The 13,741-nt window shown below is 67.6% G+C and carries 14 protein-coding genes; 2 read left to right on the forward strand and 12 right to left on the reverse strand.

All coding sequences use genetic code 11. The features are described from left to right. Nucleotides 1-8: 8 nt before the first annotated feature. The 11 genes from L2D00_10395 to rimP form a co-directional block, all read right to left on the reverse strand. A complete protein-coding gene (locus L2D00_10395; protein ID WBQ12252.1) occupies nt 9-938 on the reverse strand; it encodes a hemolysin family protein in 930 nt (309 codons plus the stop codon). After that, the gene (gene ybeY, locus L2D00_10400; protein ID WBQ12253.1) at nt 935-1,393 is read right to left on the reverse strand and encodes an rRNA maturation RNase YbeY; all 459 of its coding nucleotides are present in this window, start codon (nt 1,391-1,393) and stop codon (nt 935-937) included. The genes L2D00_10395 and ybeY overlap by 4 nt, the downstream gene beginning before the upstream one ends. Then, a complete protein-coding gene (locus L2D00_10405; GenBank protein WBQ12254.1) occupies nt 1,390-2,349 on the reverse strand; it encodes a PhoH family protein in 960 nt (319 codons plus the stop codon). Before L2D00_10405 ends, ybeY begins: the two co-directional genes overlap by 4 nt. Before the next feature lie 74 nt (nt 2,350-2,423). Then, complete coding sequence (gene miaB / locus L2D00_10410) at nt 2,424-3,824, reverse strand: tRNA (N6-isopentenyl adenosine(37)-C2)-methylthiotransferase MiaB (GenBank protein WBQ12255.1); 1,401 nt, start codon at nt 3,822-3,824, stop codon at nt 2,424-2,426. A 133-nt stretch (nt 3,825-3,957) separates the two neighbouring features. Further along, nucleotides 3,958-4,374 carry a transcriptional repressor gene (locus tag L2D00_10415; GenBank protein WBQ12256.1) on the reverse strand — a complete coding sequence of 139 codons (417 nt, stop codon included), beginning with the start codon at nt 4,372-4,374 and terminating at the stop codon, nt 3,958-3,960. 98 nt (nt 4,375-4,472) lie between these two features. After that, nucleotides 4,473-4,910: a GNAT family N-acetyltransferase gene (locus L2D00_10420; protein WBQ12257.1), complete on the reverse strand. Its 438-nt coding sequence runs from the start codon at nt 4,908-4,910 to the stop codon at nt 4,473-4,475. After that, entirely contained in the window at nt 4,907-5,545 is a 639-nt protein-coding gene (gene tsaB / locus L2D00_10425; GenBank protein ID WBQ12258.1) for a tRNA (adenosine(37)-N6)-threonylcarbamoyltransferase complex dimerization subunit type 1 TsaB, read from the reverse strand. Before tsaB ends, L2D00_10420 begins: the two co-directional genes overlap by 4 nt. 33 nt (nt 5,546-5,578) lie before the next feature. After that, a complete protein-coding gene (gene infB / locus L2D00_10430) occupies nt 5,579-8,197 on the reverse strand; it encodes a translation initiation factor IF-2 (protein WBQ12259.1) in 2,619 nt (872 codons plus the stop codon). Between the two features lie 162 nt (nt 8,198-8,359). Beyond that, entirely contained in the window at nt 8,360-8,989 is a 630-nt protein-coding gene (locus L2D00_10435; GenBank protein WBQ12260.1) for an RNA-binding protein, read from the reverse strand. Next, nucleotides 8,986-10,746: a transcription termination factor NusA gene (nusA, locus tag L2D00_10440; protein ID WBQ12261.1), complete on the reverse strand. Its 1,761-nt coding sequence runs from the start codon at nt 10,744-10,746 to the stop codon at nt 8,986-8,988. The genes L2D00_10435 and nusA overlap by 4 nt, the downstream gene beginning before the upstream one ends. A gap of 20 nt (nt 10,747-10,766) precedes the next feature. Then, on the reverse strand, nt 10,767-11,357 hold the full coding sequence (gene rimP, locus L2D00_10445) for a ribosome maturation factor RimP (protein ID WBQ12262.1): 591 nt from the start codon (nt 11,355-11,357) through the stop codon (nt 10,767-10,769). 189 nt (nt 11,358-11,546) lie between these two features. Here rimP and L2D00_10450 point away from each other — a divergent pair, with 189 nt between their 5' ends. Continuing rightward, nucleotides 11,547-12,194, forward strand: coding sequence for a hypothetical protein (locus L2D00_10450; GenBank protein ID WBQ12263.1), 648 nt, complete (start codon nt 11,547-11,549; stop codon nt 12,192-12,194). A gap of 105 nt (nt 12,195-12,299) precedes the next feature. Then, nucleotides 12,300-12,980, forward strand: coding sequence for a hypothetical protein (locus L2D00_10455; GenBank protein WBQ12264.1), 681 nt, complete (start codon nt 12,300-12,302; stop codon nt 12,978-12,980). Here the strand turns inward: L2D00_10455 and trmB are convergent. Further along, the gene (gene trmB / locus L2D00_10460) at nt 12,977-13,672 is read right to left on the reverse strand and encodes a tRNA (guanosine(46)-N7)-methyltransferase TrmB (GenBank protein ID WBQ12265.1); all 696 of its coding nucleotides are present in this window, start codon (nt 13,670-13,672) and stop codon (nt 12,977-12,979) included. The genes L2D00_10455 and trmB overlap by 4 nt on opposite strands. Nucleotides 13,673-13,741 lie beyond the last annotated feature (69 nt).

The raw sequence follows: 13,741 nt of genomic DNA on the forward strand, positions 1-13,741 counted from the left end.
CGGGGCTGTCACGAGCCGGAGCGCCGGTTGCCGTCCTCGGCGCCGTCAGCCGCCGATGGCGGGGCCGCGGCCGGCGCGGCGGGCCGGATGCGCATGCGCTTGATGCGCCTGGGATCGGAATCGAGAATCTCGAACTCAAGCCCTGACGGGTGCGACAACACCTCGCCGCGCTCGGGCACACGCCCCGCCAGGCGGAAAATCAACCCGCCCAGCGTATCCACATCCGCCTCTTCGGCTTCGGTGGCGATCTCCCGGCCCAGCTCCTGCTCCAGCTCTTCAATGGTTGCGCGGGCATCGGCCTCCCACACATCGGCACCTTTGGCGCGGATGGAGGGCGCATCGGTCTCGTCGTGCTCGTCCTCGATATCGCCCACGATAGGCTCGATGAGGTCCTCCAGCGTCACCAGACCGTCCGTGCCGCCGAACTCGTCGACCACCAGCGCCATGTGCATGCGCCGCGACTGCATGCGCAAAAGCAGGTCCAGCGCGCGCATCGAGGCGGGCACATACAATAGCGGGCGGCGCACGGCAGGAAGGATGCGCGCATTGGCCCAGTCGCCTTCGGCGGCGTCGGCATAGCGCACCAGATAGCCGATAATATCGCGGATATGCACCACGCCGATCGGATCATCCAGGGTCTCGCGATAGACCGGGAAGCGCGAATGACCCGCATCGGTGACCAGGCGGGCCAGTTCCTTGAGGGGCGTGTCGATCTCCACCGCGATAATGTCCGCGCGCGGCACCATTACGTCCTCGACGCGCTTGGAATGGAACTCGCGCAGATTGAGGAACAGGTCGCCGCCCGCCAGTGGCGTTTCGGCCGGGCCGGATATGGTCTCGGTCATCACCGCTCCATAGTCCCCGTTGCTGTGAGGCGCGCGCCGGAAAACAGCGGTGAAGCGCGAAATCAGGCCATGGCCTGTATCAGTGTCCGTCATGGTCCTTCCACCGCGGCGTAGGGATCGGCAATGCCGAACCCGGCGAGCACGGCTGTCTCCAGCCGCTCCATCTCGCGCGCCGCTATCTCCTCTTCATGATCCAGCCCGTTGAGATGCAGAACGCCGTGCAGGGCCAGATGCGCGGCGTGATGAATGAGCGGCTTGCCTGCCGCCTGCGCCTCGCGCGCGCAGACGCCGAAGGCCAGCGCCACATCGCCGGGATAGCCTTCGCGTTCGGGCGCGGGAAAGGACAGCACATTGGTCGGGCTGTCCTTGCCGCGGAAGCGGGCATTGAGCGCCTGAACGCTCTCGTCGCCGGTGAGCAGGATTACCGCATCGCCCGGGCGGGGCGCGGCCAATCGCGACAGGCCGGCACCGACCACGTCCGTGATCAAGGCCTCAAGCCCGGCTGCCGCCTCCCAGGCGGAATCCTCGATGACGATCTCCAGGCTCATGACGTGCGGTCCGTCTCCCGGCGCGCGTCATCGCGCTCATAGGCGTCGACAATGCGGGCAACTAGGCCGTGGCGCACGACGTCAGACCGGGTGAAGCGGTGGATTGCGATGCGCGGTTCTTCGGTGAGAATGCCCAGCGCATGGGACAGGCCGGACGGCTCGCCGCGTCTGAGATCGGTCTGGGTGGGATCGCCCGTGACCGCCATGCGCGAGCCTTCACCCAGCCGCGTCAGCACCATGCGCATCTGGGGCACGGTCGCGTTCTGCGCCTCGTCCACAATGACAAAGGCCCTGTTCAGCGTGCGCCCGCGCATAAAGGCCAGCGGCGCGACTTCGACACGGCCCTCTTCGCGGTACTTGTCTGACAGGCGCTGGCCCAGCGCATCGCGCAGCGCGTCCCAGATCGGCAGCAGGTAGGGGTCGATCTTTTCGGTCAGATCACCGGGCAGGAAGCCCAGCCGTTCGCCCGCCTCCACCGCAGGGCGGGTGATGACCAGACGCTCGACCGTCCCCTCCGCCAGCTGACCGGCACCATAGGCCACTGCCAGCAGGGTCTTGCCGGTGCCCGCCGGGCCGACACCGAACACCATGTCATAGCCAAGCGCATTCTTCAGCGCGCGCACATAGCCGGCCTGACCGTCGGTGCGGGCGGCAAAGCTGGCCCCGCGCGGCACACGGATGATGGCGTCGATGGCTTCCGCCGCGGGGTCGTCCGCCATGCGGCAGGCGGCGCGCACGGCCGCCGGATCGATTGCCAGACCTTCGCTGAGGCGGCCATAGAGGGCATGCAGCACACGCGATGCATCGACGCGGGCGCGGGCTTCCTCGCCCATGATCTGGATCTGGCCGCCACCGGGCGCCTCGACCCGCACACCAAGCTCGGCTTCCAGCACCGCAAAATTCTCATGGCCCGGCCCGGCCAGAGCGCGCACCAGGGCGGCGTCATCGAAATGCACGGTTTCTGCAGGCAGCCGGCGGCCCTCCCTCACGGGCGGGCGGCTGGCCGGCGGGCGTGATCTGGGACTTCGGCTCACGCGGCGCGCGTCTCCCCCGGGACCAGTCGGGCGGACAGGGCGTTCTGGCTGGCACCCGTGATCTCCACCTCGGCGATGTGTCCGATCAGGCTGACCGGACCGTCGCAATGCACAGCCTGCAAGTACGGGCTGCGCCCGCCAATCTGGCCGTGATTTCGGCCCGCGCGGTCGAACAGAACGGGCAGGCGCCGGCCGGTCATGGACAGATTGAACGCGGTCTGCTGCTCGCTGAGCAAGGCCTGCAGCCGCGACAGCCGCTCCGATTTCACGGCCTCATCCACCTGTCCGGCCATGGCCGCGCCCGGCGTGCCGGGACGGCGCGAATACTTGAAGGAGTAGCAGGCGGCGTACTCCACCGCGCGCGCCAGCTCCATCGTCGCCTCGAAATCGGCCTCGGTCTCACCGGGGAAACCCACGATCATGTCGCCGGAGATGGCGATGTCCGGCCGGGCCGCGCGCAGGCGGGCGATGATGTCGAGATATTCCGCCGCCGTGTGCTTGCGGTTCATGGCCTTGAGGATCCGGTCTGAGCCCGACTGCACCGGCAGATGGAAATAGGGCATCACTGCAGGCGTATCGGCGAACGCGGCAATCAGGTCCTCATCCATGTCGCGCGGATGGGAGGTGGTGAAGCGGATGCGCGCCAGCCCGTCAATGCGCGCCAGATGGCGCACCAGCGCGCCCAGCCCCCACACCCCGTCCGCCTCGCGGCCCGCGGGCGGCGCGCCGTGATAGGCGTTGACGTTCTGACCCAGCAGCGTCACCTCGCGCACGCCCTGAGCGACCAGGGCGCGCACTTCGGCCGTCACCTGATCGACCGGGCGGGACCATTCGGCACCGCGCGTATAGGGCACCACACAGAAGGTGCAGAACTTGTCGCAGCCCTCCTGCACGGTGACGAAGGCCGTGTAGCCATCCACCTGGCGGGCCGGGCCGGCCAGCGCGTCGAACTTGTCCTCGACCTCGAACTCGGTTTCCAGGGCGTCGCCGCGCCCGCGATGCACCTGCGCGATGAACTCGGGCAGTTTGTGATAGGCCTGCGGGCCGACCACCAGATCGACCATGGGCGCGCGGCGGCGGATTTCCGCGCCTTCGGCCTGGGCCACGCAGCCGGCTACGGCGATGGTCATGGCACCGCCGGATGCGGTTTTCTCGTCTTTGAGACTCTTCAGCCGGCCAAGCTCGGAATACACTTTTTCTGCCGCTTTCTCGCGGATATGGCAGGTATTGAGAATGACCAGGTCGGCACCTTCGGGCACCTCTGCCGGCTCATAGCCCAGCGGCGTCAGGAGATCACGCATACGCTCGGAGTCGTACACGTTCATCTGACAGCCATAGGTCTTGATGAACAGGCGTTTGCGCGGCTTTTCACCGGCGGCGTTCGCAGTCTCGGTCATGGGCGCGGCCGGCCTCCTCGCCGGCGTGACATGTCACCTATACCCTCGCGCGCTCCGGGCCATCAGCCCTGCGCCAGCTTTGGGTTATGGGCATTGTGAGCGCGCGATGCAAGTGCGCGAAGGGGCGCAGCCCCTACCCACCATCCTTCAGCTTCACCCCGTACAGTTCCAGGCGGTGATCGACCAGCTTGTAGCCGAGCCTGCGGGCAATGGCCTCCTGGAGCTTTTCGATCTCCTCGTCATAGAACTCCACCACCTCGCCGGAATTCATGTCGATGAGATGGTCGTGGTGATCTTCAGGCGATTCCTCATAGCGCGAGCGGCCATCGCGGAAATCATGGCGCTCGATAATGCCGGCGTCCTCGAACAGGCGCACGGTGCGGTAGACCGTGGCCAGCGAGATGCCGCGATCCACCTCGTTGGCGCGCCGGTGCAGTTCCTCGGCATCGGGGTGATCGTCGGCGCGCGACAGAACGCGCGCAATGATGCGGCGCTGCTCAGTCATGCGCAGGCCCTTGTCCACGCAGAGCTGTTCGATCCGGTCAGTCATGGCCATCCTCGTTGCGGCGTGGCGCGCGGGGGCGCCGGGCGTAACCCTTGATACGCTTCGCCCTTGCGGGCTGTCCATACGCAAAGGGACTGGGGTTATTACAACTCCCGCGCCAGCACGCGCGCATCGCTGCCGTCCCGGTAATAGCGCGTACGCTGGCCCACCTGGCGGTACCCGGCGCGCGCATACAGCCCGGCGGCGGGCGCGTTCACATGGGACACTTCCAGAAACAGGCGCGCAGCGCCGCCCTGGCGGGCCGCGGCTTCGGCAGCGCCGAGCAGCGTCAGTCCATGGCCCCGCGCGCGCCGGTCGGGCAGCACGCCCAGGGTCAGCAATTCCGCCTCGTCCAGCACTACCCGGATGAGGGCGAGGCCCGCCGGTTCGCCATCCTGTTCAAGCACCAGGGCACTGACGCCGGGACTGGCCAGGAGGCCGGTCATCTCCGCCTCGTTCCAGCAGTCGTCAAAGCAGCGTGCGTGCAAGGCAGCCAGCAAGGCCTCGGCGCCGGGTCCGCAGGTGCTGATCTGCACGCTCATGCCAGGTCAATGCCGCCGGCGAGCTTGGCGTCCGGCGCGCGGGCATAGACCGGCGCGGGCGCGGGGGCGTCATCCGGCGCGGCGCGGGTGAGTTGGAGGAGGGCAGCGATAGGGGGCTCCGGGTCGAACGCGGGCCCGCCCAGGAGCGCTGCGCCGGAACCGGCAAGGCGACCGCCGGGCACCGCCTCCAGCGCGGCCCGTGCAGCGTCCAGATCACCGCGCTCGACATCGCCGGAGGGTCTGCCTTTGCGGAACAGCCGCCAGATCAACTCGCCGCGCCGCGCGTCATGGACGCTGAACACGTCGCCTGCGCGCTCCGGATCGGCATGCAAAGCCCAGGCGTCCAGCGCGCCGATACCGACAGCCTGTGCCCCGCAGGCCAGCGAGAGACCGCGCGCGAACGCCACGCCCACACGCACGCCGGCAAAACCGCCCGGTCCCACATTGACGCCGATGCGTTGCAGATCACGCGGGGTGCAGCCCGCCTCCTCCAGCAGGGCCGAGACCCAGGGGGCCAACACCTCGGCATGGCCGCGGCCAATGGCCTGCGAACGCAGCTGCACGGCCCCGCCGGACGCCAGCGCGCAGGCGCACCACGGGCCTGCCGTATCGATGACCAGAACCGGCGCGGTCATCACGGCCTCCTCACGCGGGAGACAGCCTGCGCCCTAGAGCGAACGCTTGAACTCCTCGACCTGGAAGCATTCGATGAGGTCGCCCACCTGGATGTCCTCGTATTTCTCGAACGCCATGCCGCATTCCACACCGGCGCGCACTTCAGGCACTTCATCCTTGAAGCGCTTGAGCGTGGACAGCTTGCCCTCGTGGAGCACGGTGTCGTCGCGCAGCAGGCGCACGCCGCAGCCGCGCTTGACCACGCCTTCGGTGACACGGCAACCGGCGACCTTGCCGACCTTGGTGATCGAGAAGACTTCCCTGATCTCGGCATAGCCGATGAAGGTCTCGCGCTGTCCGGGTGTCAGCAGGCCCTCGAGCGCCGCCTTCACATCGTCGAGCAGGTTGTAGATCACCGAGTAATAGCGGATCTCCACCCCTTCACGTTCGGCCAGTTCGCGCGCCTGCTTGTTGGCGCGGACATTGAAGGCCAGGATCGGCGCGTTCGAGGCGGCGGCCAGCAGCACATCGCTTTCCGACACCCCGCCGGGGGCAGAGTGGATGACGCGTGCGCGCACTTCCTCATTGCCCAGCTTCTCCATGGCACCGCTGACCGCTTCGGCTGACCCTTGCACATCGGCTTTAACCAGAAGCGCCAGCTCGGCGACTTCGGACTGCTGGAGGCGCGCCATCATCTGCTCGAGCGAGGCACCCTTGCTGGTGCGCGAGGCCGCCGAGCGGTCACGCATCATGCGCTGGCGATAGTCGACCAGTTCACGCGCCCGCGCTTCGTTTTCGACCACAGCGAACACTTCACCCGGTTCCGGCGCGCCATCGAGGCCGAGAATCTCGGCCGGCAGGGACGGGCCGGCTTCAGCCATTTGCTGGCCGCGCTCATTGTTCAGCGCGCGCACCTTGCCCCACTGGGCACCGGCCACGACGATATCACCGCGCTTGAGGGTGCCGCGCTTGACCAGCACCGTGGCGACCGGGCCGCGGCCCTTGTCGATCTGGGATTCGATCACCACGCCTTCGGCCTTGCGGTCCGGATTGGCTTTCAGCTCGAGCAGTTCGGCCTGCAGGTTGATCGCCTCTGTCAGCTCGTCCAGGCCCATTTTCTTCAGCGCCGAAACGCTCACGGCCTGCACGTCGCCGCCCATGGATTCCACGAAGACTTCGTGCTGCAGCAATTCCTGCAGGACTTTGTCCGCACTGGCGTCCGGCTTGTCGATCTTGTTGACCGCCACGATGATCGGCACGTCCGCGGCCTTGGCGTGTTTGATGGCCTCAATGGTCTGGGGCATGACGCCGTCATCGGCAGCCACCACCAGGATGACAATATCGGTGGCCTGCGCACCGCGCGCGCGCATCGACGAGAATGCCGCATGACCGGGCGTATCCAGGAAGGTGATGCGCTCGCCGCCTTTGAGCTGCACCTGATAGGCCCCGATATGCTGGGTGATGCCCCCGGCCTCTCCGGCCGCGACATCGGTCTGGCGCAGCGCGTCCAGCAGCGAGGTCTTGCCATGGTCGACATGGCCCATGACCGTGACCACGGGCGGGCGCGGCTTCTTCACGCCGTCATCGTCCTCTTTGGAGATGAAGCCCACTTCCACATCGGATTCCGACACGCGCTTCACCGTGTGGCCGAACTCCTCGACGATCAGTTCGGCGGTATCGGCATCGATCACGTCATTGGCCCGGAGCATCTGGCCCTGGGTCATCAGATACTTCACCACGTCGGCGGCACGCTCGGCCATGCGCTGGGCAAGGTCCTGGATCGTGATTGCCTCGGGCACCACCACTTCGCGTGCAACCTTGTCACGGCCCTGGCCCAGCTGGGACCGGCGCATCTTCTCGCGCTCGCGGGCCCGGCGCATGGAGGCGAGCGAGCGCTGGCGGCCCTCATCGTCCTCGACCAGGTTCTGGATCGTCAGCTTTCCGGTATGGCGGCGTGCGTCGCGCCCGGCGCGCCCGCCCGCCGTCTTGTCGGTGGGCTCGACCTTCTTTTCTTTGACCCGGCCACCCAGCTTGCGCAGCATGTCGCCGTCGTCTTCGGGCTCGGCGCGCTCACGCGCCTTGTCGGTCTTGTCGGCCTTGCGCTGCGGCTTGCCCGAGGGCTCGGCCGGCATGTCCGCCGGATCGACGGCTGCGCCGGACACGTCTTCGGCAGGCGCGTCTTCCGGCGCGGCGTCGCGGCGCTTGGCCGCGTCTTCACGCGCCACGCGCTCGGCTTCCTCACGCTCGCGCTGCTCTTCCAGGGCGCGCATCTCGTTGTCCTGGCGCTGGGTGCGTTCGGCTTCCTCGGTGCGCTTCTGGGCGTCCCGCTGTTCCGCCTCGGCCCGGGCGCGCTGGATGGCGGCCTGGCGCTTGAGCAATTCCTCTTCGGACAGACCCATCTGCCGGGCCTTGGCCGCGATCAGGGCGCGTGTGCGATCCTTGTCGGACAGGCCCGGCTTGCCGCCGCCCGCCGGCGCGGGTGCCGGGGCATCCTTGGCGCCAGCCGCGCCGGGCGCGCCAGGCGTGCCTGTGCGCTTGCGCTTCTTCTCGACCACCACGGCCTTCTGGCGCCCGCGCGGAAAGCTCTGTCGCACCGTGCCTGACGGTGTTGAGCCTCCACCGAGGGAGAGGGGTTTACGGCCCGAGGTGTTGCGTTCGTCAGCGTCGCTCATAAGCGTCCTTGCCGCGGCAGTCCGTGTGGGGCGGCGCCAGCCGCCGCGTGCTGTCCGCCGTCATATGCAAAATGGGCCGCCCGTAGGAGCGCGCCCTGCGCCCCGCCCGAAGGCCCGCTAAACTAGCCGCCTCGCCCGGCGGATCAACCGTCCTGTGCGCCTCTAGGCGCGCGCGGCCGGATCGAGGTCGCGAAAGCCGGCCAGCTTGCTGACCAGGCCCTTGAAACTCTGCGCTTCGGGCCCCTGGGCCAGAAGCAGATGCACCACGCCGGACCGTCCCAGCGCCGCGCCCAGCGCATCCGCGCTGAAACACGACACCGTAGCCAGGTCCGGCCTCGCGGCGCGCGCCAGCGCATCCAGCTTGCCGCGCCCGTCCGCCGCGCCGTCGCTCGCCTCGATGCGCAGCGCCGGATCGGGGCCCTTCTGCAGGCCCAGACGGACCGCATCATACCCCATTGCGAGCCGCCCCGCACGCCGCGCGAGACCGAGCGCTGACAGGGCGCGCGCTTCGAGCTGCGCCTCGAACTGGCCCGCCAGGTCCGCTGGCACGTCCACCGGCTCGCCAAAGGCGCGGTGAAAGGCCTTGCGCCGGGCCGCCTGCTCCAGCGTGGCGCGGTCGGCCTTCACCCAGGCACCCCGTCCGGGCAGGCGGGCGGAGACATCCGGCACGACCTGCCCGTCGGGGGACAAGGCGACGCGCAAGAGGCTGGCCTCGCCGAGCACCTCGCCGGTGACGGCGCAGCGGCGCTCGCGCATCGTCTTGACCCGGCTTGTGCGCGCTCCGCGGCTCACGATCTGGCGTCGTCCTCCTCGCCGTCGGCTTCACTGCTGCCGTCTGCGGCGGCGTCATCACCGAGCAGTTCGTTCAGATCGACACCCAGACGCGCGGCCTCGGCTTCGAGATCGGACAGATCCAGATCGTCGAGCTCCGCATCGGACACCTCGGCATCCTCGCTGGCACCCTCTTCAACCTCTTCGGCTTCCGGCTCGAGCGCCTCGGCCTCGATCCAGCCCGCCGCGACCCGGGCGCGCATGATCAGCGCCTCGGCCTCGGCGGCGTCGACCTCCATACCATCCAGGAAGCCAGGCTCGCGCACGCGCTCACCATCGCGGGTCTCATACCAGCCGCGCAGATCGTCCGGCGTCAGACCGGCCAGGTCCTCGACATTTTTCACGTCATTCTCGCCCAGGCGCACCGCCAGCGGCAGGGTGATGCCTTCGATCTCCAGCAGCTCGTCTTCCACACCCAGCTCGGTGCGGCGGGCGTCCTGCTCGGCGGCCTGGCGGTCGAGCCATTCGCGCGCGCGGGTCTGAATTTCAGACGCGGTGGCGTCGTCGAAGCCCTCGATCACAGCGATCTCGTCGAGATCGACGTAGGCGATGTCTTCCATGTCGCCGAATCCTTCGGTGGCCAAGAGCTGGGCGATCACCTCGTCCACATCCAGCCCCTCGATGAACAGGGCGGTGCGGGTGGCAAACTCCTTCTGGCGGCGTTCCGATTCCTCGACCTCGGTGAGGATGTCGATGGACCAGCCGGTCAGCTGGCTGGCCAGACGCACGTTCTGGCCGCGCCGGCCGATGGCCAGCGACAGCTGGTCGTCGGGCACCACCACTTCAATGCGCTGGTTTTCCTCGTCGAGCACCACCTTGGAGACCTCGGCGGGCTGCAGCGCGTTGACAATGAAGGTCGCCGGATCGGGGTTGAACGGGATGATGTCGATCTTTTCGCCGGCCAGCTCGTTGACCACTGCCTGAACCCGGCTGCCGCGCATGCCGACGCAGGCCCCCACCGGATCGATGGAGCTGTCATTGGAGATAACGGCAATCTTGGCCCGGCTGCCCGGATCCCGCGCCACCCGCGGGATCTCGATGACGCCTTCATAGACTTCCGGCACTTCCTGGGCGAACAGGGCAGCCATGAAATCATTATGGGCGCGCGACAGGAAGATCTGGGGCCCGCGCACTTCGGGGCGCACGTCATAGATATAGGCACGCACGCGGTCATTATTCTGCAGCGCTTCGCGCGGAATGCCGTCGGCGCGCCGGATAATGCCCTCGGCCTTGCCCAGATCGACGATGACATTACCGTACTCGACGCGCTTGACGATGCCGTTGATGACTTCGCCAACGCGGTCCTTGTACTCTTCGTACTGGCGCTCGCGCTCGGCTTCGCGGACCTTCTGGGTGATCACCTGCTTGGCGGTCTGGGAGGCGACGCGGCCGAACTCGATCGGCGGCAGCTCCTCTTCGAACACCGTGCCGATCTCGGCCTGGGGATCGCGCTTGCGGGCGGCGTCCAGCGTGATCTCGTGGGATTCATTCTCGACTTCCTCCACGACCGTGGTGCGGCTGGTCAGCCGCATCTCGCCGGTCTTGGAGTTGATCTTGCAATGGATATCCAGCTCGGCACCGTAGCGCGAGCGCGCCGCCTTCTGGATCGCCTCTTCAATGGCACCCAGGACGATCTTCTCGTCGATCATCTTTTCCTGAGCGACCGCGCGGGCGATCTGCAGAATTTCCAGCTTGTTGGCGCTGACCCCGATGGCCATGTGTGTCTTCCTTCTGTCGGTTAATCGTCCGAGGCCGGCCGGGCACCGTCCTGCTCGCCCATATTGTCGTCGCCGGCGCCTTCGCCGTCTGTATCGTCCAGGGGTGCCGTGGCGCGCCCTTTGAGGCTTTCAGCCAGCAGCGCGTCAGTGAGCACCAGCTTGGCGTCCTGGATCCAGTCAAACGGGATGACGGCCGTGTCTTCTTCGCCGGCCAGATTGATCAGCACGGCCTCGTCCTCGATCCCGGCAAGCAGGCCGCGATAGCGCTTGCGGCCTTCGACCAGACGGTCGAGCTCGAGCTTGGCTTCAAAGCCCTCCCAGCGCGCAAAATGCGCCAGCGTCGTCAGCGGCCGGTCAATGCCGGGCGAGGACACTTCCAGATCATACTCGTCGGCGATCGGGTCGACCTCCTCGAACACCGCCGACAGGGCCCGGGACAGGCGCGCGCAATCGGCAACATTCACGTCGCCATCATGGCGCTCGGTCATGATCTGGCAGGTCGTCTTCTTGCCGCCCATCACGCGCACGCGCACGATCTCCAGCCCCAGCGCCTCGGCGACGGGCTCGGCAAGCTCTAGAATGCGCACATCCTGGGGCGAGCGGGTTTTCAAGCGCGGCTCCTCAAAGCCAGTCGGGCTAACGAAAAGGGCGGCCCGGTTACCCGAGCCGCCCGAACACGCCATCCGGCGTATCGAACTTGTTAAGGGCCTTATACGCGTTCATGACGGCGCGCGCAACGGGGCGGCGCTTGCGGCGTCCACGCGAACCGGCGATAATGGTGAATACATTCAGAGGTCGCCATGCTCACAGCCTTGCTCGCCACGGCCAGCCTCACCGCAAGCCAGCCCGCCACGGCGCAAGCGCCGCTTGCAGAGGCCGCCTGCATGTTTACGCGCACAAGGGTCGAAGCCTTTGTCGCCAACACGAGCGCAGACGACACGCGCGCCGCAGTCAGCGCATCTTGGCTCAGCCTGCCCATGGACCGGGCGACCCTAGCGGCAACGCTGACCCAAGAGGGCAGGGAGCGCGGGTCTGACGCCCCCTTCGCCATAGGCTATACGCCAGATTTCGCGCGGGCGATCGCAGGCTTGACGGAAGCCCAGCTCGACCTGTTTCACGATAGTCTGACGACCGAGGGAACTATCCAATGCCCTGGCATTGAGACGCAAGCGGACCCGTTCAACGACGATATCAGAAGCTTCCAGCGCTGGGCCGAGGAGCAGATGACGAACCCTGATCCCGGCGCGCCGCCCGGAGCGGCGACGCTGGCGATCTCCCGCCCGGTCGATTTCGACGGCGGGGCGCGCGTGCTGGTGGCCGAGGCCTACACCTTTACTCCGATCCCGCTCTCGCGCCCGCCATCCGCGTCTCTGGTGTTTGCAGTCTATCAGCGCGACGGCGCGCAATGGCGCCGCGAAGCCTCGATCATCGCCGCCCGAGCCGGTTAGGCTCTGAGGAAATCCATAAACACCGGGTCGATATCGCCCAGGTGCTTGCGTGCAATGCGCGTTTGAGGTGTAGTTAATGCACGTGAAGCGCCACAGGAGGACGCCATGCTGCGCCTGATCACCGCCGCCTTGCTGACGCTGCAGCCCGGCGCCGCAGAAGCTGAACCCCTCAGCGCGCCGCCGGGCGCGGCGCTGTTCGCCGCCATGGGCAGCGCGAAGGCCGAAACCGTGCGCGGCTGCGGCGTGGATGAGGACGAACTCAGCCGCCTGATCGGCCTGGCACCGCAAGCCTTTGACCAGGACATGCAGGGCGGATGGCGGTTGGTGGCGCGCCAGCCGGGCTGCGAGCCCGCCGCAGCGGCCCTGATCGAGGCCTATCTGCATTTTGCACCGCGTCTGGAGGAGAATGCCTTCTCGATCCTGCGCTGGCATGCCGGTCAGATGCATGTCTCCGGCGGCGATGCAGAGACCGCCATCGCCTGGTTCCACGCCGCCAAGAAGCCGGGTGACGGCCCGTGGAATGCCTATGCGAACGCCACCATCGCCTTCCTGCAGGGCGACCGCGACGCTGCCGAAGCCGCCCGGGCGCAGCTCGCGACCTTCGTGCCCAGTGAGGAAGAGCAGGAGGCCCGCCGCCGGGCCATGGCGGCGCACCCGGGCATCCGGTTTCGCGAGGGCTTCGTCACACAACCGATGAATCTCGACGTCGTGGACGGTCTGCTCGCCTGCTGGGGGCAGCCCTATGCGCAGGCGTATGGGGGGTGCGATGCGGAGGCTGGCGACTAACCCCGCTCAAACTCCATGAACACCGGGTCGATATCGCCCAGGTGCTTGGACTGGTAGCGGGTGATGATGTGATCTGCCGGGTTATCGCGCCAGCTGTCCGGGCCGTCGCCGAGCCAGACAAGACCCGGCGTGTCCAGAAGGATGGGCAGCGCGTGGTCGGCATAAACGCGCACATCGGTGGCCACGCGCAAAATCCCGCCGGGTTTGAGCAGGCGGGCGAGCTGGCCGGCGGTATCAGGCTGGACGAAGCGCCGGCGCGCGTGGCGCGATTTGGGCCAGGGATCGGGAAACAAGAGATAGATGCGGTCGAACGCGCCATCGGGCATGCGCTCGATCTCAGTGCGGGCATCGGCGCGTTTCACGCGCACATTGGTCAGGGCGTGATCCTCGATCCCGGTCAGCGCCTTGGCCACGCCATTGAGAAAGGGCTCGATTCCGAGAAAGCCGGTCCCCGGATTGCGCTGCGCCTGGCCGATCAGATGCTCGGCGGCACCAAAACCGATCTCCAGCACATGGGCGTCAAAACCCGGCAGCAGCGCCGCCGGATCAAGCCGGCCCTCATCTGGCCAGGTCAGCGTCTCGCCCAGCCCGTCCACCAGCGCCTGCTGACGCGCGGACAGGGGATGTCCCTTGGCGCGGCCATAGAGGCGGCGCGGCGCGGTAGCGGACGAAGGAGAGGGCGGCTGGCTCATGGCGCGCGGGTTTAGCGCGGCGCGCGCGCAGAGGCCAGCGCGTCACGCGCCTCTTCCCGCGCCGCCCCG

This window comes from Hyphomonadaceae bacterium BL14, assembly GCA_027627705.1.
In the GTDB taxonomy this organism is placed as follows: Bacteria; Pseudomonadota; Alphaproteobacteria; order Caulobacterales; family Maricaulaceae; genus Oceanicaulis.

Coding starts and splice junctions, on each gene's coding strand:
- ybeY (WBQ12253.1), bottom strand. CDS start 1,393: ATGAGCCTGGAGATCGTCATCGAGGATTCCGCCTGGGAGGCGGCAGCC.
- L2D00_10420 (WBQ12257.1), bottom strand. CDS start 4,910: ATGAGCGTGCAGATCAGCACCTGCGGACCCGGCGCCGAGGCCTTGCTG.
- miaB (WBQ12255.1), bottom strand. CDS start 3,824: ATGACCGAGACTGCGAACGCCGCCGGTGAAAAGCCGCGCAAACGCCTG.
- L2D00_10450 (WBQ12263.1), top strand. CDS start 11,547: ATGCTCACAGCCTTGCTCGCCACGGCCAGCCTCACCGCAAGCCAGCCC.
- L2D00_10415 (WBQ12256.1), bottom strand. CDS start 4,374: ATGACTGACCGGATCGAACAGCTCTGCGTGGACAAGGGCCTGCGCATG.
- L2D00_10455 (WBQ12264.1), top strand. CDS start 12,300: ATGCTGCGCCTGATCACCGCCGCCTTGCTGACGCTGCAGCCCGGCGCC.
- trmB (WBQ12265.1), bottom strand. CDS start 13,672: ATGAGCCAGCCGCCCTCTCCTTCGTCCGCTACCGCGCCGCGCCGCCTC.
- nusA (WBQ12261.1), bottom strand. CDS start 10,746: ATGGCCATCGGGGTCAGCGCCAACAAGCTGGAAATTCTGCAGATCGCC.
- infB (WBQ12259.1), bottom strand. CDS start 8,197: ATGAGCGACGCTGACGAACGCAACACCTCGGGCCGTAAACCCCTCTCC.
- tsaB (WBQ12258.1), bottom strand. CDS start 5,545: ATGACCGCGCCGGTTCTGGTCATCGATACGGCAGGCCCGTGGTGCGCC.
- L2D00_10395 (WBQ12252.1), bottom strand. CDS start 938: ATGACGGACACTGATACAGGCCATGGCCTGATTTCGCGCTTCACCGCT.